This window comes from Brevundimonas abyssalis TAR-001, from assembly GCF_000466985.1.
In the GTDB taxonomy this organism is placed as follows: domain Bacteria; phylum Pseudomonadota; class Alphaproteobacteria; order Caulobacterales; family Caulobacteraceae; genus Brevundimonas; species Brevundimonas abyssalis.
On sequence record NZ_BATC01000022.1, the window covers coordinates 1 to 23,922 of the forward strand.

Here is a 23,922-nt window from a genome sequence, read left to right on the forward strand (position 1 = left end):
CGCGGGGATGAGCGGAAAACGGGATCAGGCCGTGTCATGGCGGCGGAACAGCCGGCCCTTCTCGGCCCACAGCACGAAGGCCAGCGCCCCCAGGCCGCAGACCACGAAGCCCACCGACAGGGGCAGGGTCGAGCCGTCGTACTGCTGGCCGATGAAGAACCCGATCAGGCCCCGCCCACGGTGGTGATCAGCCCCTGCACCGAGGACGCCGTGCCCGCGATGTGGCCCAGCGGCTGCATGGCCAGGGCCCCGAAATTGCCCGGCACCAGGCCGAAGAACAGCATGGTGGCGGCCTGCAGGGCGATGAAGGTCCACAGGGTCTCGTGGCCCAAGGCGGACACCAGCACGTGCAGCGCCGCCATGCCCGTGAAGCCGAACAGGGCCAGGTGCGACAGGAACCGCATGCCCATGCGCTCCACCAGCCGCGCGTTCAGGATCGAGGCCACGGCGATGGCGCCCGCGATGCCCGCGAAGGCGATGGGGAAGACATTGGGCCGGCCGAAGGTGTCGGCGAAGATCTGCTGGGCCGAGTTGATGAAGCCGAACAGGGCGCCGGTGATCATCATCATGCCCAGCATGTAGCCTACCGCCTGGCGATGGGTCAGGCTCTCGCGGAAACCCGCCGCGATGCGGCTGAACTGGATGGGCAGGCGATACTCGGGATGCAGGGTCTCGGGCAGCTTGAGGAAGCACCAGACCAGCCCCGCCGCCCCCGCCGCGCCCAGCACCAGGAAGATGGCCCGCCACTCGGCGAAGAAGAGCACCAGCTGGCCGACGCTCGGGGCGATGATCGGCACGCCGAGGAAGACGATGAAGGCCAGCGACATGACCCGCGCCATGGTCCGGCCCGAATAGCAGTCGCGGACGATGGACACCGCCAGCACCCGCAGCGCCGCCGCGCCCACGCCCTGCAGGGCCCGCGCGATCAGCAGGGTGTCGAAGGTGGGCGCCAGGGCCGCGATCAGGCCGAACAGGGTGTAGATCCCCAGCCCGATCAGCAGCAGCGGCTTGCGTCCGAACCGGTCCGCCAGCGGCCCATAGACGATCTGCGCCCCGCCGAAGCCCAGCAGATAGGCCGTCACCACCCACTGGCGGTCATTGTCCGCCAGCACGCCCAGGTCCGCCCCGATCTGCGGCAGGGCCGGCAGCATGGCGTCGATGGCCAGAGCGTTCAGGGCCATCAGGGTCGCGATGGTGACGACAAAGGCCCTGAACCCCAGACCGGGATGCGGCGGGGCGGACGAAGCGGAGGCAGGAGCGGACATCGGCTCCATATCGGCGCGCAATAACGGCGGCGCTAGTCCGCCGCCGAAAGAATCACGCCGCCCGGTTGCTGCCCTCCGGCGCGGTCCAGCGCAGGACCGGCTGGCGGGCCGCGCGGGTTTCGTCCAGACGCCGCATGGGGGCGTGGAACGGGGCGCCTTGAAGCGGTCCACGTCGCCGGCCTTGGCCGCCGTCGCCAGCGCGCGCATGGCCTCGATGAAGCGGTCCAGCTCGGCCTTGGACTCCGTCTCGGTCGGCTCGATCAGCATCGCCCCGTGCACCACCAGCGGGAAGTACATGGTCATGGGGTGGAAGCCCTCGTCGATCATCGCCTTGGCGAAGTCGAGGGTGGTGATGTCCGTGCCCTTCAGCCACTCATCGTCGAACAGGGCCTCGTGCATGCACGGCCCCTCGGGGAAGGCGGCGCTCATCAGGTCCGACAGCCGGGCCTTGATGTAGTTGGCGTTCAGCACCGCGTCCTCGGCCACCTGACGCAGGCCGTCCGAGCCGTGGCTCATCATGTAGCTGAGCGCGCGCACATACATGCCCATCTGGCCCTGGAAGGCGCACAGCCGGCCGAACGCCTGTTCGGCCTCGTCCTCGGCGAACTCCACCAGCTTGAAGCCGTCCTTGCCGCCGACCACCCAGGGGGCCGGGGCGAACGGGGCCAGCGCCTCGGACAGCACCACCGGACCCGCGCCCGGCCCGCCGCCGCCGTGGGGCGTGGAGAAGGTCTTGTGCAGGTTGATGTGCATGGCGTCGACGCCCAGATCGCCCGGCCGCACCCGGCCGACGATGGCGTTGAAATTGGCGCCGTCGCAGTAGAAATACGCCCCCGCCTCGTGGGTCAGGCGGCTGATCTCGAGAATGTCCCGCTCGAACAGGCCGCAGGTGTTGGGATTGGTGACCATGATGGCGGCCACGTCGTCGCCCAGCTTGGCCTCGAGGTCGGCCAGATCCACGCGCCCGTCGTCGGTCTGGGCGATCTCCACCACCTGATAGCCGACGAAGGCCGCGGTGGCGGGATTGGTGCCGTGGGCGCTGGTGGGCACCAGCACCTTGTTGCGGGGCTTGTCCGAGCGCAGGCCGTGACCCGCCGCCCGGTGCGCCGCGCGAATGGCCATCAGGCCGCACAACTCGCCGTGGGCGCCCGCCTTGGGCGACAGCGCGACGGCAGGCATGCCGGTCAGGGTGGTCAGCCAGTGCGACAGGGAGTCCATCAGCTCCAGCGCGCCCTGCACCGTCGACTGCGGCTGCAGCGGGTGGATGTCCGAGAAGCCCGGCAGGCGCGCCATCTTCTCGTTCAGGCGCGGGTTGTGCTTCATGGTGCACGAGCCCAGCGGATAGATGGCCAGGTCAATGGCGTGGTTCTTCTGGCTCAGCCGCACATAGTGGCGCATGGCCTCGGGCTCGCTCAGCCCCGGCAGGCCGATGGGATCGGCCCGCACCAGACCGCCCAGATCGCCGCCGTCGGTCTTGGGCTCCGGCAGGTCGACGCCGGTCTTGCCCCAGCCCTCGCCCTCGAAGATCAGCGCCTCGTCCTGCAGCAGGCCGCGTCCGCCCGTCAGGGTGTCGGGCTTGGTCTCGACCGTGTTCGGCGTGGTGGGGCGTCCCACCGTGTTCATGGTGCTCATCACAGAACCTCCGCCAGGGCGGTCTTCAGGGATTGGATGTCGTCGTCCGTGGTGGTCTCGGTGGCCGCGATCAGCAGCACGTCGTCGAACCCGGCGCCGGGGTTCAGGCGGCCATAGGGCACGCCCGCCAGCACGCCGCGTTCGGCCAGCTGCTCCACCACCTCGACGGCGTTCTTCGGCAGCTTCACCGCGAACTCGTTGAAGAAGCGCGGGGTCAGAATCTCCACGCCCGGCACCGACGACACCGCATCGCGGGTCGCCAGCGCCTTTTCATGGTTCAGCAGGGCCATGCGGCGCAGGCCGGTCTCGCCCAGCAGGCTCATGTGGATGGTGAAGGCCAGCGAGCACAGGCCGGAGTTGGTGCAGATGTTCGACGTCGCCTTGTCGCGGCGGATGTGCTGCTCGCGGGTGGACAGGGTCAGGACGAAGCCGCGCCGCCCCTCCGCGTCCGCCGTCTCGCCGCACAGGCGGCCGGGCATCTGGCGCACCAGCTTGTCGCGGGTGGCGAACAGCCCGATGTAGGGCCCGCCGAAGTTCAGGGCATTGCCGATGGACTGGCCCTCGGCCGCCACGATGTCCGCGCCCATCTCGCCCGGCGACTTCAGCAGGCCCATGGACACCGCTTCGGTGACCACCACGATCAGCAGGCGCCCGCGGCCTGGGCCGCCTCGGCGATTTTCGTCACGTCCGTGGCCGTGCCGAACACGTTCGGCGTCTGCACCACCACGCAGGCGGTGTCGGCGTCGATGGCCGCAATCACCGCGTCCTCGGCGTCGATGGCCGGGTCCAGCGCCTGGGTCTCGACCCCCACCGCGTGGACCACCGTCTCGGTGGCCGACACATAATGGGGATGCACCCCGCCGGAGATCACCGCCTTGTTCCGGCGCGTCACCCGGGTGGCCATCAGCACGCCCTCGGCCATGGCGGTGGAGCGTCATAGAGCGAGGCGTTGGCCACGCCCATGCCGGTCAGGTTCGCCACCTGGGTCTGGAACTCGTACAGGTACTGCAGCGTGCCCTGGGCGATTTCCGGCTGGTAGGGCGTGTAGCTGGTCAGGAACTCGGACCGCTGGATGATGTGGTCCACCGTCGCCGGCACATGGTGGCGATAGGCCCCTGCCCCGCAGAAGAACGGCGCGTCCCCCGCCACGGTGTTCTTGCCGGCCATGCGCTTGAGGCTGCGCTCGACCTCGAGCTCCCCCATCACGCGGGGCAGGTCCACGAAGCCGTCGCGCCGCGCCGCCTGGGGCACGTCCACGAACAGATCATCCACGGATTTCGCTCCGATGGCGGCCAGCATGGCCGCGCGGTCGTCGGGCGTCAGGGGGAGGTAGCGCATGGCGGGGAGGTCCGTGCTGAAAGGGGCTTTAGAGCGTGGTCAGGTACTGGTCGTAGGCCGCCTGATCCATCAGGGCGTCCAGCGCCGAGGCGTCGGCCACCTTGATGCGTGCGAACCAGCCGTCGCCCTGGGGGTCGGCGTTGACCGTCTCGGGGGCCGAGGCGAGGACGGCGTTGGCCTCGACCACCTCGCCGGCGACGGGGGCATAGACGTCCGAGGCCGCCTTGACGCTCTCGACCACGGCGAAGCTGTCGCCCGCCTTCACGGTCTTGCCCACTTCCGGGGTCTCGACGAACACCACGTCGCCCAGCGCATCGGCGGCGTGCTTCGAGATGCCGACAGTGGCCACGTCGCCGTCCAGACGGACCCACTCATGTTCCTTGGTGTAACGCATTGGCTGGTTCCTTGCGGGCCTGAGTTCAGGACTTGGGTTTGCGATAATAGCGGTTGGCGACGAACGGCGTGGCGACCACCTCGGCGGCCAGCGGCTTTCCGCGCACGATGACGGTCAGCACCGTTCCGATCTCGGAGAACTGGGGCGACACATAGCCCATGGCGATGTTCTTCCCCAGCGACGGCGACGGCCCGCCCGAGGTCACCTTGCCGATGACCTTGCCGTCCGCGTCGGCGATCTCCGCGCCTTCCCGGGCCGGGGCGCCTTCCTTGACGTGCAGGCCGACGCGGACCCGCGACAGGCTGCCGTCCAGCTCCTTCAGGATGCGGTCGGCGCCGGGGAAGTCGGCGCGCTCCTTGCGCGACTTCGACAGGGCGAAGGCCAGGGCCGCCTCCACCGGGCTGGTGGTCTCGTCGGCGTCGTGGCCGTACAGCGGCAAGCCCGCCTCCAGCCGCAGCGAGTCCCGCGCGCCCAGGCCGATGGGCTTGACCCGCGCGTCCTCCAGAATGGTGTTCCAGATGCGCTCGGCCTGATCCGCCGGGACCGAAATCTCGTAACCGTCCTCGCCGGTGTAGCCCGAGCGCGACACGAAACAGTCGGCGCCGAACAGCATCAGCCGCGCACAGTCCATGAAGCCGAAATCGGCCAGCACCGGCTCATACGCCGCCATGACCTCGGCGGCCTCGGGCCCCTGAATGGCCAGCAGGGCGCGGTCCAGCCGGGTCAGTTTCGCATCGCCTTGAAGCCCCGCCTCGATGTGGGCGAAATCGGCGTCCTTGCAGGCGGCGTTGACGACGATGAACAGGCCGTCGTGGTCGGGCTTGCCCGCCATCAGGTCGTCCATGATCCCGCCCTGGTCGTTCAGCAGCAGGGAGTATTTCTGGCGGCCCGCCTTCAGGATCCCGTAGTCGCCGGGCACGAAGCGCTCGAACTGCGCCACGGCGTCGGCGCCGGTCAGCTTGGCCTGACCCATGTGCGACACGTCGAACAGGCCGGCGTGCTCGCGGGTCCAGCGGTGCTCGGCCAGCACACCCTCGTACTGGACCGGCATGTCATAGCCCGCGAACGGCACCATGCGCGCGCCCAGCGCCCGATGCGCGGCGTTGAGAGGCGTGGTCTTCAGGGTCTGGTCGCTCATGGGCACGCTCCGGCTGGGGTGGGTCGGCGGCGCACCGGGCGAAGCTTCGCCCGTCACGCGCCCCCGCTGTCCTGAAGCCTGAGAGATTCCGTCCCGTCCCGGCTCGGCGCTCCGCACCGTCCGGGATGACAAGACTTGCTCCGTCGGCGAGCCCGAAGGCTGCTTTCCAGCGTTCCTGAGCCGTCGCGGTCCTTTTGCCTGAGCGTTTCCGGGGCGGTTGCGCCTTCGGCTCCGAAGCCCGGAATCAGGACCTCGATCTCTCCCGCGAGAGCCACTCTTCCCTGTGCGCGGAACCCCTAGGAGTCAAGCGGCGCCGGTTGGTGCAGACGCAGAAACGGCATGGCCGGCGCCGTCTCCAGCGCCCGCTTCAGCCCCTCGGGCGTCGGGGCGGCGGCCAGATAGGCCTCGGCCGCCGCATCGTCGAAGTCGCGGTTGCGGGTGTAGCGCAACTCCTGCCCCCGATCCTGAACCACCGGCGCCATGGCCGCGATCTCGCCCGAGGCGATGCGTTCGATCAGACTGTCGTGGGCCGCCTTGACCGCCTTCATGCCGAACACGAACGGGTCCACCGCCTCGATGGGCGGCCGGGCGTGATACAGCATGTCGCCGCTGTCCAGGCCCCGGCTCAGCCGGTGGATGGTCGCCCCCACCAGATCCGGACGGCCGTCGTTCAGCGCCCAGAAATTGCACGAGCTGCCCCGGTACCAGGGCGACAGGCCCATGTGGATGTTCAGGGCGTCCCGGCTCACCAGATGGTCGATCAGCGGCCCGCGGATATAGCTGGCCCCGAACACCACGAAGAGGTCGGACTCCAGCGCCGCGCCCAGCCGCTCCATGGGCATCAGCGACAGATCGCCCATGCGCAGCGGCAGCTGCCGCACATTGTCGGGCAGAAACCGCGCCTGACCGAATACGGTCTGCTCGGCCTCGACCACGCGGCCGAAATAGCGCTGCATGACCTCGCTGCGGCGGAAGAAGTCCTCCACCTGCCCCGGGAAGGCGGTGACGCATTCGTGGACCACGAACACCTCGTCGGCGATGGCGGAAAGACCCTCGGCCAGCGACAGGTGCCGAGGACTGTTCGACGTAAAAAGGGTGATCTTCACAGCAGCCCCATCTGTCTGGCGATGCGCCCATGGTCCTCGCGCGGCAGTTCCAGCGGCCCGCCGCCACAGTCATGCAGGTTGGACCGAAAGCCCATTACGATTCCCAGTTCGCCCAGCACTTTCAGGGTCCGCGCGTCATAGGCGTTGCAGGGATGGCTCATGACCGTCGGCGCGGCGCCCAGCAGGCCGGTCAGGTGGGCGTGGTTGCGCCGATATTCGTCCCGCTGCCTCGCCTCGTCCAGCGCCGCCAGATCGGTGGGATGGCTGTAGGAATGCAGGCCGATGACGTGGCCCTGATCGCGCAGGTCCAGCAGATGGTCTTCCGTCATCCACAGCCGCGCCGCCGCCTGCTCCAGATCGAAGCCGTCGTCCTCGTCCATCAACGCGTCCATCAGCGCTTCGTAGCGCGCCGGTCCCAGCACCCGATCGCGCAGGAAGCGGAACCGCCGGTCGGCGTCGGTGTAGAAGTCGAACTGCGCCAGATAGCGCTCCGCCTGGAAATCGCTCAGCGCCGCGCGGGCCTCCGCGCCATGGTCAGACCGCTCCAGACGGGCCTGAAACGCCGCGTAGAATTCATCGACGTCGCCGAAGCGGGTGCTGCGGAAATGACGGTACAGCTCCAGCCGCTCGGACCGCCCCTCCAGCACCGAGGAATAGACGAACCAGAACCCGGTCAGGCCGTAGGCCTTCAGCACCGGGGCGGCGATCTCGGACTGGCACAGCAGGGCGTCGTCGAAGGTCAGGCACAGATCGTCCGGCCCCAGCCGCCCCGCCAGCGCCCGCTCGGTCCAGTCCTGCGGGCTCAGGAACCGGTCGGGGCCCAGCCAGTCCAGCATGTCGGCCAGTTGCTGGCCGGTGATGGCGCCCTGGCCGTCGGCGTGGCCCTCGCCCCTGAAGTGATGAAACATCACCCCGTGCGGCGGCGCGGCGTCCTGTCGGGCGGCTGAACGAATCATGGGGCCCAGCCTGCCCGCCAAATCCTGCTTATGTCTTGCCGGACCCCGCCAGTCGTTCCGCCAGCCCGCGCGCCGCCGCGCTGACGTCGGCCCAGGTCACGTCGAACCCGTCATCCCCGCCGTAATACGGGTCCTCCACCGGCGCGCCCGCCCGGCCGGCGTGCGCCAGCATCAGGCTGAGTTCGGCCTGCGCCCCGGACGGCTTCAACCGCTCGAGATTGGCCAGATTGTCGGCGTCCATGGCCACGATGTGGGTGAAGCGGACGAAGTCCTCCGCCTTCACCTGACGGGCGCGATAGCCGCCGATGTCGACGCCGTTGCGCCGCGCCGCCGCCTGGGCCCGCTGGTCCGGCGGCTCCCCCTGATGCCAGCCGCCCGTGCCCGCCGAATCGACCGCGACCGCCAGCCCCAGCCGCTCCGCCTCCAGCCGGAACGCCGCCTCGGCCAGCGGCGATCGACAGATGTTGCCCAGACAGACGAACAGGACGGCGATTTTCGGCATCTGGACCACTCTTTATTCATAACGCGCGCGAGCCGGTGGCCCCGCGCCGAAATCGGACGTCCGGGTCTTCTAACCAGCGGCATTACCCGCTAGCAAACCGCCTTCGGGAACGTTGTGATCGTTGTTCCGGCCCACACCGAGGAACCGCCTTGCTGCTTGCCTTCCTGGCCGTCCTGCCGCTGATCGGCGCCCTGGCGCCCGCCCTGGCGATCCGGGCGGGCCGCGACGCCTGCGCCCTGGCGGCCGGGCTGGTGACCCTGACCGCCATCATCATCCTGGCGACCATGGCCCCGGCGGTCATGGCGGGCGAGGTGATCCAGGCGCGCATCGACTGGGTCCCGTCCCTCGGCCTCAACGCCAATTTCTTCCTCGATCCGCTGGGGCTGATGTTCGCCGGGATGATCCTGGGCATCGGCCTTCTGATCATCGTCTACGCCCGCTTCTATCTGTCCAAGGCCGACCCCATGGGGCGGTTCTTCACCTATCTGCTGCTGTTCCAGGGCGCGATGCTGGGTATCGTCCTGTCCGACAACATCCTGCTTCTGCTGATCTTCTGGGAGCTGACCAGCCTGTCGTCGTTCCTGCTGATCGGCTTCTGGCGCCACCTGCCCGAAGGGCGGCAGGGCGCGCGCATGGCCCTGGCCATCACCGGCGCGGGCGGGCTCAGCCTGATCGGCGGCCTGATGATCCTGGGCAGCATCGCCGGGTCCTACGACCTGACCGTGATCCTGGAGAACCGCGAGGCGATCCAGGCCTCGCCGCTGTATCTGCCCGCCCTGATCCTGATCCTCGGCGGCTGTTTCACCAAGTCGGCCCAGTTCCCGTTCCACTTCTGGCTGCCCCACGCCATGGCCGCGCCCACGCCGGTCAGCGCCTATCTGCACTCCGCCACCATGGTGAAGGCAGGCGTCTTCATGCTGGCCCGCCTGTGGCCGGTGCTGGCAGGCACCGACGCCTGGTTCCTGATCGTCGCCACCACCGGCCTCGTCACCATGGTGGTCGCCGCCTGTATCGCCCTGTTCAAGGACGACCTGAAGGGCCTCTTGGCCTATTCCACAGTCAGCCATCTGGGCTTCCTGACCATGCTGTTCGGCCTGGGCACCCCCATCGCGGCGGTGGTGGGCGTGTTCCACATCATCAACCACGCCACCTTCAAGGCCGCCCTGTTCATGAACGCGGGCATCGTCGATCACGAGGCCGGGACCCGCGACCTCAAGCGGCTGGGCGGGCTGTTCAGCCTCATGCCCATCGCCGGGACCCTGGCCCTGATCGCGGGCCTGTCCATGGCCGGCATCCCGCCGCTGAACGGCTTCATCTCCAAGGAGATGATGCTGGAGGAAGCCTCCCACACCGTCTGGCTGGGTCAGCCGTGGGTGTTCCCGGTGCTGGCGACCCTGGGCGCGACCCTGTCGGTGGCCTATTCGCTGCGCTACGTCATCCATGTCTATTTCGGGCCGAAGCGCGACGACTATCCGAAAAAGCCGCACGATCCGGGCATCGGCCTGTGGGGGCCGCCCGCGGTCCTGACGGCGCTGGTGGTCCTGATCGGCCTGATGCCCGCCCTGTTCGCCGGCCCCATTGTCGCGGCCACGGCCGGGGCCGTGATCGGCGCCGACCTGCCCTACTATTCGCTCAGCCTGTGGCACGGCGTCACCCCGGCCCTGTTCATGAGCATCTTCGCCGTGGCCGTGGGCGCCTTTCTCCTCTGGCGTCATCGCACTCTGGAGGCGATCTGGGCGCGCGTCGGCGTGCCCGAGGCCAAGGGCCTGTTCGACGCCTTCGTCGAGACCCTGGCCGCCGCCAGCCGCCGCCTGACCCTCAAGGTCCATAACGAGTCCCTGCAGCGTTACCTGGCCTTCTTCGTGGGAACCGCCGTCGTGGTGGGCCTGGCCGGCTTCTTCACCGCCGACCACAGCGAGGGCACGCGCGAGGTCATCGCCGCCACCCCCGTCGCCGTGGTCGCCTGGCTGGTGCTGATCGCCGCCACCGTCGCCGTGGTGGTCGCCCACCGGGCCCGGTTCCTGTCCCTGATCTTCATCAGCGTGGTCGGCTCCACCATCGCCCTGACCTTCGCCTATCTGTCCGCCCCCGACCTGGCCCTGACCCAGATCTCGGTCGAGGTGGTGACGATCCTGCTGCTGCTGCTGGCCCTGAACCTGCTGCCCAAGACCTCGCCCTCCGAAAGCTCGGTCCCGCGCAAGCTGCGTGACGGCCTGCTGGCGGTCACCGGCGGTCTCGGCGTCGGCGCGGCGGCCTGGGCGGTGATGACCCGCGACGGCATGCAGTCCATCTCCCGCTTCCACTGGGAGAACAGCTACTCCGGCGGCGGCGGCACCAATGTGGTCAACGTCATCCTGGTGGACTTCCGCGGCTTCGACACCTTCGGCGAGATCATCGTCCTGGGCATCGCCGCCCTGGCCATCTTCGCCCTGCTGGACACCGCCGACCGGGGCGAGGCGGGCCGCCGTCTGGCCAACTGGACGCCGGACCTGATCCGCTCGCCCGAGCGCCACCCCATGATGCTGGTGGTGGCCACCCGCCTGCTGCTGCCGCTGGCCCTGATGGCCGGCCTCTACATCTTCCTGCGCGGCCACAACGAGCCCGGCGGCGGCTTCATCGCCGGACTGGTGTTCTCCATCGCCCTGCTGATGCAGTTCATGGCCTCGGGTTGGGGCTGGGCCGACGCCCGCCTGCGGGCCGACCACCACAATCTGATCGCCTGGGGCGTGCTCATCGCGGGCCTGACCGGGGTCGGATCGATGTTGTTCGGCGCGCCGTTCCTGACCAGCGCCTTCGACTATTTCTCCCTGCCGGTGGTGGGCGAGTTCGAGCTGGCCACCGCCATGCTGTTCGACGTGGGTGTGGCCCTGACGGTGGTGGGCGCGGTCATGCTGGCCCTGGCCCAGCTGTCCCGCGTGGCCCAGCGCGCCGAGAAGCTGGAGCCCACAGAGCACGCCATGGACATCAATCCCTCCCGTGAGCCGTCGTCCACGGAGGTGAAGTCATGAGCCTCGAGTTCCTCATCGCCACCGCCATCGGCGTCATGACGGCGGCGGGCATCTATCTGCTGCTGCGCCGCCGCACCTTCCCGGTGGTTCTGGGTCTGGCGTTCCTGTCCTACGCCATCAATGTGTTCCTGTTCTCCATGGGCCGCGTGGTGGTGGATCAGCCGCCCATCTACGACAAGGCCGCGGCCGCTTACACCGACCCCCTGCCCCAGGCCCTGGTCCTGACCGCCATCGTCATCGCCTTCGGCATGACCGCCTTCGTGGTGGTGCTGGCCCTGCGGGCCTATCTGGAGACCGGCACCGATCAGGTGGACGGTCTGCCGGACGCCGGCCGTCCGGTGGAGGACGCGTCGACGCCGATTCCATCACACCCGACAGCGGCAAGGGGGTGACCACCCCCTCAAGTAGCCCGAAGGGCGGTAGGGGAACTCGAGCATGACCGCCTCCGCCATCGCGCCCTGGGTCGTCGCGCCCGTCATCATTCCCGCCCTCGCCGCGGCCCTGATCCTGCTGGTCATGCGTCACAAGCTGACCCTGTCGCGGGTCACCACCCTGGGGGTCTGCGTGGCCCTGGTGGCCATCAGCGCCGTCATGCTCGGCCACACCGCCACCGGCGCGGTCGAGGTCTACGCCATGGGCGACTGGTCCGCGCCGTTCGGCATCGTGCTGGTGCTGGACCGGCTGTCGGCCATGATGGTGCTGCTGACCTCGGTGGTGGCGCTGGGGGTGCTGATCTACGCCATCGCCACGGGACTGGACCGCAAGGGCTGGCATTTCCATCCCCTGTTCCAGTTCCAGCTGCTGGGCCTGAACGGCGCCTTCCTGACCGGCGACCTGTTCAACCTGTTCGTCTTCTTCGAGGTGATGCTCCTGGCCTCCTACGGCCTGATGCTGCACGGCCAGGGCGCCGCGCGCCTCAAGGCGGGCGTGCAGTACGTCATCATCAACCTGGCGGGCTCGACCCTGTTTCTGGTGGCGGTGGGGATGCTCTACGGCGTCACCGGCACCCTCAACATGGCCGACATGGCCCTTCGCGTGGCCGCCGCGCCCGAGGGGGATCAGGCCCTGATCAAGGCGGCGTCCCTGCTGCTGATCACCGTCTTCGCCCTCAAGGCCGCGCTGGTCCCGCTGCACTTCTGGCTGCCGCGCACCTACGCCTCCACCTCCGGCGCCGTAGCCGCCCTGTTCGCCATCATGACCAAGGTGGGCGCCTATTCCATCATCCGGGTCACCACCCTGATCTTCGGCGACGACGCCCAGGCCTCCGCATGGCGCCCGCCGACTGGATGCTGCCCGCCGCCCTGATCACCATTGCGCTCGGCTTCTTCGGGGTGCTGGCGGCGAAGGGGCTGCGCGACCTGGCCGCCTTCGCCGTGGTGGGGTCCATGGGCACCCTGCTGGCCGCCGTGGCGGTGTTCCAGCCGGACGCCATGTCGGCGGCGCTCTACTACACCGTCCACTCCACCCTGGCGGCCGCGGCCCTGTTCCTGGTGGTGGACCTGATCGCGGTGCGCCGGGGCGAGTACGGCGACGCCATCAATGTGGGCCCCCGGTTCCAGGACGTGGAGAAACTCTCGGCCCTGTTCTTCCTCGCCGCCATCGCCATGGTCGGCCTGCCGCCCCTGTCGGGCTTCATCGGCAAGCTGTTGATCCTGGACGGGGTGCGTGACGCGGCGGGCGGCTACTGGATCTGGGCCGTCATCCTGATCACCACGGTCATCGGCATCCTCGCTTCGCCCGCGCCGGCAGCCGGCTCTTCTGGAAGAGCGCCGCCGTCGAGGGGGACTGCCACGCCGGCCGCGTCCACGGCGGCGGCCCGGCCCTCGCCATGGCGGCGGGCTTCATCGCCCTGCTGGCCATGGCGACCGTCTTCGCCGGACCGCTGACCGCCTACACCGACGCCACCGCCGCCCAGCTGTTCGAGCGCGACGCCTACATCAACACCGTCCTGGGAGGTGTGTCGTGAGCGAGCTTCCGGTCCAGCGCCCTTCCCTGATCCAGCGCATCCTGCCCCACCCCGCTCTCTCGGCCATGCTGGTGGTGGTGTGGATGCTGCTGCTGAACGACCTCAGCTGGGGCGGCCTGCTGCTGGCGGTCATCTTCGCCGTCATCATTCCCCTGATCACCAGCCGGTTCTGGCCCGGCAATCCGCGCATGCGTTTCGGCCCGCCCCTGTGGGGCTATGTGACGATCGTGCTGTGGGACATCGTGATCGCCAATTTCCAGGTGGCCTGGATCATCCTGTTCCGCCGCAACCGGGACCTGCGCTCGAGCTGGCTGGTCATCCCCACGGACCTGCGCTCGCCCGAGGCCATTACGGCCCTGGCCGCCACCATCAGCTTGACGCCCGGCACCGTCTCCACCGACATCTCCGCCGACGGCCGGGCCCTGCTGGTGCACATCCTGGATACGGACAACCCCGACGCCGAGATCGCCCGCATCAAGTCCCGCTATGAGGCCCGCCTGCTGAGGATCTTCCCATGAGCCCGATCGGATACGCGCTGGGCTTCGCCATCGGCTGCGTCGCCCTGGGCATGCTTCTGAACCTGTTCCGTCTGCTGCGCGGGCCCACCAGCGGCGACCGAATCCTGGCGCTGGACACCCTGACCATCAACATCATCGCCATGGTGGTGCTGTTCGGCCTGTGGGAGCGCACCGCCGACTATTTCGAGGCGGCCCTGCTGCTGGCCATGGTCGGCTTCCTCGGCACCGTGGCCTATTCCAAATTCCTCCTGCGCGGCGACATCGTGGAATGACCCCCATGCTCGAGATCATCGTCGAATATGTCATCGTCCTGCTGCTGGTCGTCGGCGGCGGCTTCCTGCTGGTCGGCTCCTGGGGCCTGGCGCGGCTGCCGTCGCTGATGACGCGCCTGCACGGCCCGACCAAGGCCACCACCCTGGGCGTCGGCGCCTGTCTGATCGCCTCCATGATCTTCTTCCCGGCCATGGAGGGGACCTATTCGGCCCACGAGTTGCTGATCGCCCTGTTCCTGTTTCTGACCGCGCCGATCACCGCCAACATGATCGCCAAGTCGCACCTGCACCGTCAGGGCCGCAACATCGACCCCAACCCTGCCGACGACATCCGAGAGGGCCTGCCCCAGCCGTCTGGCGGCAAGGGCTGGGCGACCTTCGACGACAGCGCGACCCTGGATCAGAAGGTCGTCAGCCCGGTCGATCAGCCGTAGGTCAGCAAGGTCTCGATCTCGGCCTTCGACCCCAGCATCACCGGCACGCGCTGGTGCAGGGCGTCGGGGACCACGTCCAGCAGGGCCTTGGTCCCGTCGCTGGCCGCGCCGCCCGCCTGCTCCATCACCATGGCCATGGGCGCCGCCTCGTACATCAGGCGCAGGCGGCCCGGCTTGGACGGGTCCTTGCGGTCCGCCGGGTACATGAACACCCCGCCGCGCATCATGATGCGGTTCACGTCCGCCACCATGGACGCCACCCAGCGCATGTTGAAATCCTTGCCGCGCGGCCCCGTGGTCCCCGCCAGACAGTCGGCGATGTAGCGCTGCACCGGCTCGTGCCAGTGGCGCTGGTTCGAGGCGTTGATGGCGAATTCCTTCGTCTCGGCCGGTACGGCGATGCGGTCGTGGGTCAGCACCCATTCGCCGCTGACCGGCTCCAGCGTGAAGCCGAACGCGCCGTCGCCCAGGGTGAACACCAGCAGGGTCTGAGGGCCGTAAACCACATAGCCCGCCGCGACCTGGTCACGGCCCGGCTGAAAGAAGTCCTCCGCCACGGGATCGCGCGGCGTCTCCACCATGGGCGCGGGCAGCACCGAGAAGATGGTGCCGATGGACACGTTCACCTCGATGTTGCTGGACCCGTCCAGCGGATCGAACAGCACCAGCCAGCCCTCGTGCGGTCCCGCCTGGGCCACCGGCACGATGCCGTCCTGTTCCTCGGAGGCCGCCGCCACCACGCCCGGCGCGGCGCGGCACACGTCGATCATGATGTCGTCGGCGGCCAGATCGAGCGTCTTCTGCACCTCGCCCTGCACATTGGTGTCGCCCGCCGTGCCCAGCATGTCCGCCGTCGCCCCCTGACGCACCGCATGGCTGATGCGCACGCACCCGTCGGCGATCCCGGCGATCAGGCCTTTCAGGCTTTCGGGGGCGGATTGGGCTTTCAGGAAGGCGGCGAGGGTCTGGGCCATTGGGGGTCTCCGTATGCTGCAAGGCGATCTCGCATCCCGCGACGTGGGGCGCAACCTGCGCTATCCGTAGCGAAACGAAACGGGAGGAATCGGGCATGAGTCAGGGTCCGTTGAACGGTCTGCGCGTCGTGGAGTTCGCCGGCATCGGTCCGGCGCCCTTCTGCGCCACCCTGCTGTCGGACCTGGGCGCCGAGGTGCTGCGCATCGATCGTCCGGGCGGCGGCGCGGCGCTCCATGACGTCACCGCGCGCGGCCGGGCAGGGTCGCTGGCGCTGGACCTCAAGGCCGAGGCCGACCGCGCCGCCGCCCTGCAGGCCATTGCCGCCGCCGATGTGCTGGTCGAGGGCTTCCGCCCCGGCGTCATGGAGCGTCTGGGTCTGGGCCCCGATGAGGCCCTGGCCGCCAATCCGCGCCTGATCTACGGCCGCATGACCGGCTGGGGCCAGACCGGGCCGCTGGCCCACGCGGCGGGGCACGACATCAACTACATCGCCGTCACCGGCGCCCTGGACGCCATCGGGCCGAAGGGCGGCGATCCGGTTCCGCCGCTCAATCTGGTGGGCGACTACGGCGGCGGCGCCCTGTATCTGGCCATGGGAATCCTCGCCGCCCTTCACGAGCGCCAGACCTCGGGCAAGGGCCAGGTCATCGACGCGGCGGTGGTGGACGGGACCGTCTCCCTGATGGGCGTCTTCAGCTGGCTGACCCACGACGGCCTCACCAGCATGAAGCGGGGCGAGGGCCTGCTGAACGGCGCCATGCCCTTCTACCGCACCTATGCCTGCGCCGATGGGCGCCATGTGTCCGTCGGCCCGCTGGAGCCCGCCTTCTATCTGGAGCTGCGCACCCGTCTGGGTCTGACGCCCCAGCCCGCCGGGGACATGGACCAGCAGGCCGCCGAACTGGCCGCCGTGTTCCTCACCCAACCCCGCGACCACTGGACCGCCCTGCTGGAGGGCACGGACGCCTGTTTCGCCCCCGTCCTGTCGCTGGACGAGGCGCCCGCCCATCCGCATCTGGCCGCCCGCGAAAGCTTCACCGAAGCCTTCGGCGTCACCCAGCCCGCCCCCGCCCCGCGCTTCTCCCGCACCCCCGGCGCCATCCAGGGCCCGCCTGCAAAAGCGGGCGAAAACGGCCAGGCGGTGCTGGCGCGCTGGTCCGGGGGGTCTATTTAATCCCGCTGTCTGAGAGCGGTGTACAATGGCCTCCGCAGACCCGACCGCTTGAGGCGATTTCGGACAATTCGCACTATTCGCACTCTGTTTTTTCGCCCGTTCCGGAGTCCGAATATCCGTCCACCGGTCGTCGATTTCGGACTATTCGCACTATTCGCACCCTGTTTTTTGCCGACCAGGCTCTGAAACTCTCCGATCCGGCGGTGGAGCCCCCTGACCCCACGCCCTATGGTCCCGCCCAGCCTTGAAGGAGCCACCCATGTCCCGACCCGTCATCGTCATCACCGGAGGCCACGGCGCTCTCGGTTCCGCGGTCGCCAAGGCGGCGGGCGAAGCCGGCTGGACCGTGGCGGTCATCGACCATGCCCGCCAGGAGACCCAGGGCGCCGACATGACCCTCTCCGGCGTCGACCTCACCGAGCCGGGCCAGGCCCAGCAAGCCATTCAGGCGGTCGCCGAACAGCTCGGCCGCATCGACGCCCTGCTCAACATCGCGGGCGGCTTCGTCTGGCAGACCACCGAGGACGGCGATCCCGCCGCCTGGGGCCGCATGTACGCCCTGAACGTGACCACGGCCCTGAACGCCAGCCGCGCCGCCCTGCCCATGCTGAAACAGGCGACCGACGGCCGCATCGTCAATGTGGGCGCGGCGGGGGCGCAAAAGGCCGCCGCAGGCATGGGGGCCTACGCCGCCTCCAAGGCGGGCGTCCACCGTCTGACCGAATCCCTGGCCGAGGAGCTCAAGGAGACGTCCGTCACCGTCAACGCCGTCCTGCCCTCCATCATCGACACCCCCGCCAACCGCGCCGACATGGGCGAGGCGAACGCGGACAAGTGGGTCAAGACCGCCGATCTGGCCGCCGTCATGCTGTTCCTGGCCTCGCCCGCCGCGCGGGCCATCACCGGCGCCTGATTCCCGTCACCGGCCGGGTCTGAGCCATGACGCCCCGCCGCAGCGTCCTCTACCTGCCCGCCTCCAACCCCCGCGCGGTTGAGAAGGCCCGCACCCTGCCCTGCGACGTGGTGGTGCTGGATCTGGAGGACGCGGTCGGCCCGGACGACAAGGCCGCCGCCCGTGACGCCGCCGTCGCGGCCCTGCGCCAGGGCGGGTTTCAGGCCCGCGAGGTGGGGGTCCGCGTCAACGGTCTGGACACCGAATGGGGCGACGCCGACCTGACCGCCCTGTACGCCGCGTCACCGGCCTTCATCGTCGCCCCCAAGGTCTCCACCGCCGATCAGGCCGCCGCCTTCACCGCCCGCCTGCCGGACGGCGCCGCCCTGTGGGCCATGATCGAGACGCCCCAGGCCCTGTTCCATCTGGACGCCATCGCCGCCACAGCGCGCATGGGCGCCCTGATGCTGGGGGTCAACGATCTGGCCGCCATGCTGCGCAGCGCCCCTTCGCCCGACCGCGAGCCGCTCAAGACCGCCATGAGCCTGACCGTCGCCGCCGCCCGGGCCCACGGCCTGTCCCCCATCGACGGGGTCTTCAACGCCCTGGACGACGACGCCGGCTTCGAGGCCGAATGCCGCCAGGGCCGCCTCTACGGCTTCGACGGCAAGAGCCTGATCCACCCCCGTCAGATCGCCCCCGCCAACGCCGCCTTCGCGCCGTCCGCCGACGACATCGCCTGGGCCGAGGCCGTGGTCGCGGCCTTTGACGACCCTGCGCACGTCGGGAAAGGCGTCATCCGCGTCCACGGCGCCATGGTGGAAAGGCTCCATCTGGCCCGCGCCCGTGACACGCTCGCCTTGCATGATCTCGCCGGAACACTCTAAGACATCACAGACTCGTTATCCTCAGGCTCCAGAACTCATTGTCAGTCGCCTCGCCATCCCCGTCCGCCGGAGCCGATCCGGACGCCAGCGACGAGCCGTCTGAAGCCATTCCCGGTCTGGCCGGACGGCGCTTCCTGATCATCTCGGCGCCCTTCGGCTCCTATTCGCGCAAGCTGGCCTGCGTGCTGCGCGCGAACGGCGCGGTGGTGCGCCGCATGATCTTCAATGCGGGGGATCTGCTGGACTGGGGCTCGCGCGATGCGGTCAAGTTCCGGCGCGGCGGCGACGCCTGGCCCCACGCCCTGGCCGGGCTGGCCGAGACCTACACCGATCTGGTCCTGTTCGGCGAAGCGGGGGTCTACAACCAGACCGTGATCGAACAGGCCGAGCGCCTGAAGGCGTCCGTCTGGGTCATCGAGAACGGCTACTTCCGCCCCCACTGGGTGACCATGGAGCGCAACGGCGTCAACGCTCGCTCGACCCTGCCCCGCTCCGCCGACGGCTATCCCGCCCCGGCGCCGCGCGAGCCGCCCTTTCAGGAGGCCGGGACCATCCTGCCGCACCACGTGTGGAACCTGGCGCGGTATCACACCGTGCAGGTGGCGGGTCGTGTCCTGTTCCCCCGCTACGTCCGTCCCTACACCCGCCACGCACTGGTTCAAGCCGGGGGCCACGCCTGGCGCTACCTGAAACTGCGCCTGCCTCTCCGCTCGCCACCGACACCGATGTGATCGCGGAACGCGGCCCGTTCTTCATCACCTGCCTCCAGCGCGAGGGCGACACGACCCTGCTGCGCTACTCCGACTACGTCACCAACACGGCCTTCCTTGAGCATGTGGTCGCCGACTTCGCCACGCATGCGCCGCCGCAGGCCCGTCTGGTCGTCAAGAACCACCCGCTGGACCCGGGCCTGGTGAACTATCAGGCGGTCGTGCGGCGGCTGGCGCGGCGCCACGCCCTCGAGGGGCGCGTGGACTTCATCGACGGCGGCAATCTGGCCGCCCTCTGCCGGGCATCCCTCGGCATGGTGGTGAACAACTCCACCGCCGCCTTGTCCGCGGTGGGCTTCGGCACGCCGGTCAAGGTGCTGGGGCAGGCGTTCTTCGACTTCGAGGGCCTGACGGACCAGCAGCCCCTGTCCCGCTTCTGGACCGCCCCGCAGACCCCGGACCACGACCTCTACGTCCGGTTCCGCGAGCATGTGCTCCACCGCACCCAGATCAACGGCAGCTATCATAACCCCGCCATGCAGGACGTGACCGCCCGCCGCATGGCCATGCTTTCGCCGGGGGCTGGGACCGGGCCCAGGTCCAGTGAGCACGCGCGCGCCCGCATGGGTCTGCGCGCCCGGCGTCCGCCGCCTGCCCAATCTCGCGGCCTTCCTCCCCGAACACGACCTGCGCGCCCTGCCCGGCCGCGACGTTCAGGCGGTGCTGGGCTGGGGCATGAAACCCACCGCCGCCCACGGGCGCCGCTGGTCCGAAAAGCACGGCGTGCCCTATGTGGCGCTGGAGGACGGCCTGCTCCGCTCCGTGGGTCTGGGCGAGGCGGGCGCCACATCGCTCAGCATCGTGGCCGATGATCTGGGCGTCTACTATGACGCCACGCGGCCCTCGCGGCTGGAGCAGTTGATCGCCGGGGCTCCGGCCTGGATGTCCCCCGACCTGCGAATCCGCGCCCGCGCCCTGATCGACCGCATCGTCGAGAGCGGCGTCTCCAAGACCAATTTGGGCGGCCCGCTGAACGCTGGTCTGCTCAAGCCCGGCCGCCGCATCCTGATCGTGGACCAGACGCTGGGCGACGCCTCCATCGGCTTCGGCCTGGCCTCGCCCCGATCCTTCATCGACATGCTGGACGCCGCCCGCCGCGACGAGCCCCGCGCCCAGCTGATCGTCAAGCGCCACCCGGCCGTGGCCGCGGGCCGCAAGCAGGGCTGCATCCCCGCCGACCTCCTCGGCGACGTCACCCTGATCGACACCGACGTCCGCCCCGCCGACCTGCTGGCCCAGGTGGACGCGGTCTATACGGTCACCAGCGGCCTGGGGTGGGAGGCGCTGCTGCGCGGCCTGTCCGTCCGCTGCTTCGGCGCGCCCTTCTATTCCGGCTGGGGTTTGACCACGGACGCCGTGGACACCGGCCGCCGGGGCCAGTTGCGCGATATCGAATCCATCGCCGCCGCCGCCCTGATCCGCTACGCCCGCTATGTGGACCCGGTCACCGGCCGCGCCTGCGAGGCGGAACAGGCGCTGGAGCGCCTCATCGCCCTGCGCGACCGCGCCGACCGGCTCGCGGGACTGAACGCCTGCGTCGCCTTCGCCCCGGCCAAGCGCCCGCCCGTGCGCCGCCTGCTGAACTCGCCAAAGGGACCGGTGCGCTATTTCGCCTCCGCCGCCCGCGCCCGCACCGCCGCCGAAACCGAAGACGGGCGCATCGTCTGCTGGGCCTCGCGCACCGGCGCGGATTTCGAGCAGGCGACCGAGGGCTTCACCGGTCCGATCCTGCGCATGGAGGACGGCTTCATCCGCTCGCGCGGGCTCGGTTCGGACTTCGTCGGCGCCCTGTCCGTGACGCTGGATGATCTGGGCGTCTATTACGACGCCACGCGCCCCTCGCGGCTGGAGACCCTGATCGAACAGGGCGGCTTCTCGCCGACCCTGCTGGACCGCGCCGCGCGCCTTCGGGAGCGGATCGTTTCGGCGGGGCTCAGCAAGTACAACCTGCCCGCCCCGGCCGGGGCCTTCGACGCCTGGCCAAAGAAGCGCCAGCGCATCCTGATCGTCGGCCAGGTGGAGAACGACCAGTCGATCCTCAAGGGCTGCGCCCACATCCGCACCAACGCCGGACTGGTGGCCGCCGTGCGGGCGGACCATCCGGACGCCTTCCTGATCTACAAGAACCACCCCGACGTGCTGGCGGGCAACCGTCCCGGCATGCTGGACGGCGCGGCGCTGGACGCCGTGGACGCCTCGGCCGACGGGCTCGACATCATCCAGTGCCTGGACCACGCCGACCGTCTGGCCACCCTGACCTCCCTGTCCGGCTTCGAGGCCCTGCTGCGCGGCAAGCCCGTGACCACCTACGGCACGCCGTTCTTCGCCGGCTGGGGCCTGACCGAGGACCGCGTCCCCTGTCCGCGCCGCACACGCCGGGCGAGCCTGGACGAACTGGTGGCCGCAGCGCTGATCCTCTACCCCGTCTATGTGGCCCCCAACGGCTGGCCCTGCGAGGCCGAGGATCTGGTCGAGGCCCTGATCACCGCCAAGGGCGTTCCGCCGCCCCGGGCGCCCGCCAACCAGATCGCCCGCTGGTGGACCGGCATCCGCGCCAGTCTCGACCGCACGCCGCCGCCGTCCTATTGATGGGCCTCGTCAAGGAAACGAACCCAGTGAACGATTCTCCCAGAGCGGTCATAGCCGCCACCGGCCTGCACACGCCCGAACACGCGCTCTCGAACGCTGAACTGGTGACGGCCTACAACGCCTTCGCCGAGCGCTTCAACGCCGCCAACGCCGAGGCCATCGCCGCCGGCGAGCTGGAGGCGCTGACGCCGTCCTCGTCCGAGTTCATCGAGAAGGCCTCGGGCATCAAGTCCCGCTTCGTGGTGGAGAAGTCGGGCATCCTCGATCCGGACCGCATGGTCCCCCACATCCCCGAACGCTCGAACGACGAGCTGTCGGTGCTGGCCGAAATGGCGGTCAAGGCCGCACAGGAAGCCATCGCCCGCTGGGGCAAGCCGGTCAGCGAGATCGGCGCCGTCATCTGCGCCGCCTCCAACATGCAGCGCCCCTACCCCGCCATGGCCATCGAGGTGCAGCAGGCCCTGGGAATCGAGGCTTCGCCTTCGACATGAACGTGGCGTGCTCCTCGGCCACCTTCGGCCTCAAGACCGCCGCCGACTTCATCGGCTCGGGCTCGGTCAAGGCGGTGCTGATGGTGAATCCCGAGATCTGCTCGGCCCACCTGAACTTCCGCGACCGCGACAGCCACTTCATCTTCGGCGACGTGGCCACCGCCGTGATCGTCGAGGCCGCCGATCAGGCCACCGGCGGCTGGGACATCCTGGGCACGCGGCTCAAGACCGTCTTCTCCAACAACATCCGCAACAATTTTGGCTTCCTGAACCGCGCCGCCCGCGACGACGTCACCGCCATCGCCGACGGACCGCGCCCCGACGGCATCACCGACAAGCTGTTCGTCCAGCAGGGCCGCAAGGTCTTCAAGGACGTGGTGCCCATGGTCTCCGAGATGATTGTGGATCACGCCCGCGATCTGGCCATCGATCCGACTGCCCTCAAGCGCCTGTGGCTGCACCAGGCCAACATCAACATGAACGAGATGATCGGCAAGCGCGTCTTGGGCCGCGAGCCGGCGCCGGGCGAGAACGTCATCATCCTGGACGACTACGCCAACACCTCGTCGGCCGGATCGATCATCGCCTTCCACCTGCACAACGAGGGATTCGCGCCGGGCGACACCGGCTTGATCTGCAGCTTCGGCGCCGGCTATTCCGCCGGCTCGGTGTTCGTCCGGAAGCGCGCCTGACGCTCAAGCCGCAAAGCCCCGAGGGCCAAGGGTTAGCGCCACAAGGCGCTCAAGCAGCGAGCGGCCGCGTCGCGAGCGTTAGCGCCCCAACATGCGCTCAAGCAGCAAGGCCCCGCGGGCCGCGCGATAGCGTCCCAACAACGAGAAAGGCGCGCTTCCTCTCCGAAGCGCGCCTTCCCTGCTCGATAGCGGGGCTCCGTCGCCGGAGCCCCGATGTCATCCGGCCTTAGAAGCGGCGGATGTAGCTCACCGAGTAGACGTCGGCTTCGCCGCCGTCGTCGGTGAAGTCGCGACGGGTCCAGTCGCCGCGGACGCCGTTCTGGCCGTCGAAGAAGTAGTTGGCGCCGACGCCGTAGTTCCAGCTTTCGCCGTCTTCGGTGACGCTGACGCCCGCGGCCGAGGCTCGAGTTCAGTCGTGCCGTAACCCAGGCGGGCGAACAGCTCGAAGTTCGGGTTCACCGGCAGGAAAGCCACGCCATAGGCGGCCAGGTCGTAGTTGTGATCGATGTCGGCGGTGACTGCGCCAATGGTGACTTCGTCGTCACGGACGCCGAACGAGCCTTCGCCTTCGAAGCCGAAGTACGGCGTCAGCTTGGCGCCGAAACGGCCGGTGATGGCGCCGAGTTCGACATCGGCTCCGTCAGCTTCCATGTGCGAGTAACCCAGCGAACCGTAGTATTCGGGCGCGGGCCAGCTTTGCGCCATGGCGGGCGCGGCGGTGAACATGGCGATAGCGGCGGTAGAGAGAAGAATCGTTTTCATTTAGTAACACTCCGTGAGCAGCGACTTCTTTGGTCGCCAGCCCCAAATCCCAGCGAATGTTCAAATAGGTATCCCATGAGGCAGTTCCAAGGCCAAACGATTACACAAGCGTAACGGTGGCCCAAAAGACACACACCGCGTTCTGCGGCCCCCTTGACGAT

19 protein-coding genes, 5 pseudogenes and 1 riboswitch are annotated in these 23,922 nt (G+C 69.1%); of the genes and pseudogenes, 14 read left to right on the forward strand and 10 right to left on the reverse strand.

Translation table 11 applies throughout. The annotated features are described in order from the left end of the window. Positions 1–164: 164 nt before the first annotated feature. The 8 genes and pseudogenes from MBEBAB_RS07415 to MBEBAB_RS07450 form a co-directional block, all read right to left on the reverse strand. Positions 165–1,274, reverse strand: a complete 1,110-nt coding sequence (locus tag MBEBAB_RS07415) for a multidrug effflux MFS transporter (protein WP_045319025.1) — start codon at positions 1,272–1,274, stop codon at positions 165–167. Between the two features lie 43 nt (positions 1,275–1,317). Continuing rightward, positions 1,318–2,897 (reverse strand): annotated as a pseudogene (gcvPB, locus tag MBEBAB_RS07420) (aminomethyl-transferring glycine dehydrogenase subunit GcvPB). After that, positions 2,897–4,235, reverse strand: a pseudogene (gene gcvPA / locus MBEBAB_RS07425) (aminomethyl-transferring glycine dehydrogenase subunit GcvPA). Before gcvPA ends, gcvPB begins: the two co-directional pseudogenes overlap by 1 nt. A gap of 28 nt (positions 4,236–4,263) precedes the next feature. Continuing rightward, entirely contained in the window at positions 4,264–4,629 is a 366-nt protein-coding gene (gene gcvH, locus MBEBAB_RS07430; RefSeq protein ID WP_021697338.1) for a glycine cleavage system protein GcvH, read from the reverse strand. A 25-nt stretch (positions 4,630–4,654) separates the two neighbouring features. Beyond that, positions 4,655–5,767: a glycine cleavage system aminomethyltransferase GcvT gene (gene gcvT, locus MBEBAB_RS07435; RefSeq protein ID WP_045319028.1), complete on the reverse strand. Its 1,113-nt coding sequence runs from the start codon at positions 5,765–5,767 to the stop codon at positions 4,655–4,657. 176 nt (positions 5,768–5,943) lie between these two features. Continuing rightward, positions 5,944–6,042, reverse strand: a riboswitch (glycine riboswitch). A 21-nt stretch (positions 6,043–6,063) separates the two neighbouring features. After that, positions 6,064–6,873: a formyltransferase family protein gene (locus MBEBAB_RS07440; protein ID WP_021697340.1), complete on the reverse strand. Its 810-nt coding sequence runs from the start codon at positions 6,871–6,873 to the stop codon at positions 6,064–6,066. Further along, on the reverse strand, positions 6,870–7,829 hold the full coding sequence (locus MBEBAB_RS07445; RefSeq protein ID WP_021697341.1) for a polysaccharide deacetylase family protein: 960 nt from the start codon (positions 7,827–7,829) through the stop codon (positions 6,870–6,872). Before MBEBAB_RS07445 ends, MBEBAB_RS07440 begins: the two co-directional genes overlap by 4 nt. Positions 7,830–7,857: 28 nt before the next feature. After that, the gene (locus MBEBAB_RS07450; RefSeq protein ID WP_148291467.1) at positions 7,858–8,331 is read right to left on the reverse strand and encodes a low molecular weight protein-tyrosine-phosphatase; all 474 of its coding nucleotides are present in this window, start codon (positions 8,329–8,331) and stop codon (positions 7,858–7,860) included. Between the two features lie 149 nt (positions 8,332–8,480). Here MBEBAB_RS07450 and MBEBAB_RS07455 point away from each other — a divergent pair, with 149 nt between their 5' ends. The 7 genes from MBEBAB_RS07455 to MBEBAB_RS07480 all read left to right on the forward strand — a co-directional run bounded on the left by MBEBAB_RS07455 (position 8,481) and on the right by MBEBAB_RS07480 (position 14,529). Then, positions 8,481–11,339: a monovalent cation/H+ antiporter subunit A gene (locus MBEBAB_RS07455; protein WP_021697343.1), complete on the forward strand. Its 2,859-nt coding sequence runs from the start codon at positions 8,481–8,483 to the stop codon at positions 11,337–11,339. Next, on the forward strand, positions 11,336–11,731 hold the full coding sequence (locus MBEBAB_RS07460) for a Na+/H+ antiporter subunit C (protein WP_021697344.1): 396 nt from the start codon (positions 11,336–11,338) through the stop codon (positions 11,729–11,731). Before MBEBAB_RS07455 ends, MBEBAB_RS07460 begins: the two co-directional genes overlap by 4 nt. A gap of 43 nt (positions 11,732–11,774) precedes the next feature. Continuing rightward, complete coding sequence (locus MBEBAB_RS18000; RefSeq protein ID WP_021697345.1) at positions 11,775–12,644, forward strand: proton-conducting transporter transmembrane domain-containing protein; 870 nt, start codon at positions 11,775–11,777, stop codon at positions 12,642–12,644. After that, the gene (locus MBEBAB_RS18005; RefSeq protein ID WP_277905841.1) at positions 12,608–13,225 is read left to right on the forward strand and encodes a proton-conducting transporter transmembrane domain-containing protein; all 618 of its coding nucleotides are present in this window, start codon (positions 12,608–12,610) and stop codon (positions 13,223–13,225) included. Before MBEBAB_RS18000 ends, MBEBAB_RS18005 begins: the two co-directional genes overlap by 37 nt. A 76-nt stretch (positions 13,226–13,301) precedes the next feature. Then, positions 13,302–13,823 (forward strand): Na+/H+ antiporter subunit E, encoded by a 522-nt coding sequence (locus MBEBAB_RS07470; RefSeq protein ID WP_021697347.1) that lies wholly within the window; start codon positions 13,302–13,304, stop codon positions 13,821–13,823. Beyond that, a complete protein-coding gene (locus tag MBEBAB_RS07475; RefSeq protein WP_021697348.1) occupies positions 13,820–14,095 on the forward strand; it encodes a K+/H+ antiporter subunit F in 276 nt (91 codons plus the stop codon). Before MBEBAB_RS07470 ends, MBEBAB_RS07475 begins: the two co-directional genes overlap by 4 nt. Before the next feature lie 5 nt (positions 14,096–14,100). Next, positions 14,101–14,529, forward strand: coding sequence for a Na+/H+ antiporter subunit G (locus MBEBAB_RS07480; RefSeq protein ID WP_045319030.1), 429 nt, complete (start codon positions 14,101–14,103; stop codon positions 14,527–14,529). Here MBEBAB_RS07480 and MBEBAB_RS07485 read toward each other — a convergent pair. Next, positions 14,520–15,503 (reverse strand): class 1 fructose-bisphosphatase, encoded by a 984-nt coding sequence (locus MBEBAB_RS07485; protein ID WP_021697350.1) that lies wholly within the window; start codon positions 15,501–15,503, stop codon positions 14,520–14,522. The two genes, MBEBAB_RS07480 and MBEBAB_RS07485, sit on opposite strands and share 10 nt — an antisense overlap. 95 nt (positions 15,504–15,598) lie before the next feature. On the opposite strand from MBEBAB_RS07485, the gene MBEBAB_RS07490 reads away from it, so the two are divergent. The 7 genes and pseudogenes from MBEBAB_RS07490 to MBEBAB_RS07515 all read left to right on the forward strand — a co-directional run bounded on the left by MBEBAB_RS07490 (position 15,599) and on the right by MBEBAB_RS07515 (position 22,999). Beyond that, positions 15,599–16,678, forward strand: coding sequence for a CaiB/BaiF CoA transferase family protein (locus MBEBAB_RS07490; RefSeq protein WP_021697351.1), 1,080 nt, complete (start codon positions 15,599–15,601; stop codon positions 16,676–16,678). A gap of 259 nt (positions 16,679–16,937) precedes the next feature. After that, positions 16,938–17,591 (forward strand): SDR family NAD(P)-dependent oxidoreductase, encoded by a 654-nt coding sequence (locus tag MBEBAB_RS07495; RefSeq protein ID WP_200865113.1) that lies wholly within the window; start codon positions 16,938–16,940, stop codon positions 17,589–17,591. 26 nt (positions 17,592–17,617) lie between these two features. Further along, complete coding sequence (locus MBEBAB_RS07500) at positions 17,618–18,457, forward strand: HpcH/HpaI aldolase/citrate lyase family protein (protein ID WP_021697353.1); 840 nt, start codon at positions 17,618–17,620, stop codon at positions 18,455–18,457. Positions 18,458–18,495: 38 nt separating this feature from the next. Further along, positions 18,496–19,188 carry a capsular polysaccharide export protein, LipB/KpsS family gene (locus MBEBAB_RS18010; RefSeq protein ID WP_021697354.1) on the forward strand — a complete coding sequence of 231 codons (693 nt, stop codon included), beginning with the start codon at positions 18,496–18,498 and terminating at the stop codon, positions 19,186–19,188. Then, positions 19,185–19,631 (forward strand): annotated as a pseudogene (locus MBEBAB_RS18015) (capsular polysaccharide export protein, LipB/KpsS family); the annotation flags it as partial. The gene MBEBAB_RS18010 and the pseudogene MBEBAB_RS18015, both read left to right, overlap by 4 nt. A 271-nt stretch (positions 19,632–19,902) precedes the next feature. Next, the gene (locus MBEBAB_RS07510) at positions 19,903–21,816 is read left to right on the forward strand and encodes a capsule polysaccharide biogenesis protein (protein WP_242397122.1); all 1,914 of its coding nucleotides are present in this window, start codon (positions 19,903–19,905) and stop codon (positions 21,814–21,816) included. After that, a pseudogene (locus MBEBAB_RS07515) lies at positions 21,816–22,999 on the forward strand (beta-ketoacyl-ACP synthase III). The gene MBEBAB_RS07510 and the pseudogene MBEBAB_RS07515 overlap by 1 nt, the downstream one beginning before the upstream one ends. A 226-nt stretch (positions 23,000–23,225) precedes the next feature. On the opposite strand, the pseudogene MBEBAB_RS07520 reads toward MBEBAB_RS07515, so the two are convergent. Beyond that, positions 23,226–23,761 (reverse strand): annotated as a pseudogene (locus MBEBAB_RS07520) (porin family protein). Positions 23,762–23,922: the final 161 nt, after the last annotated feature.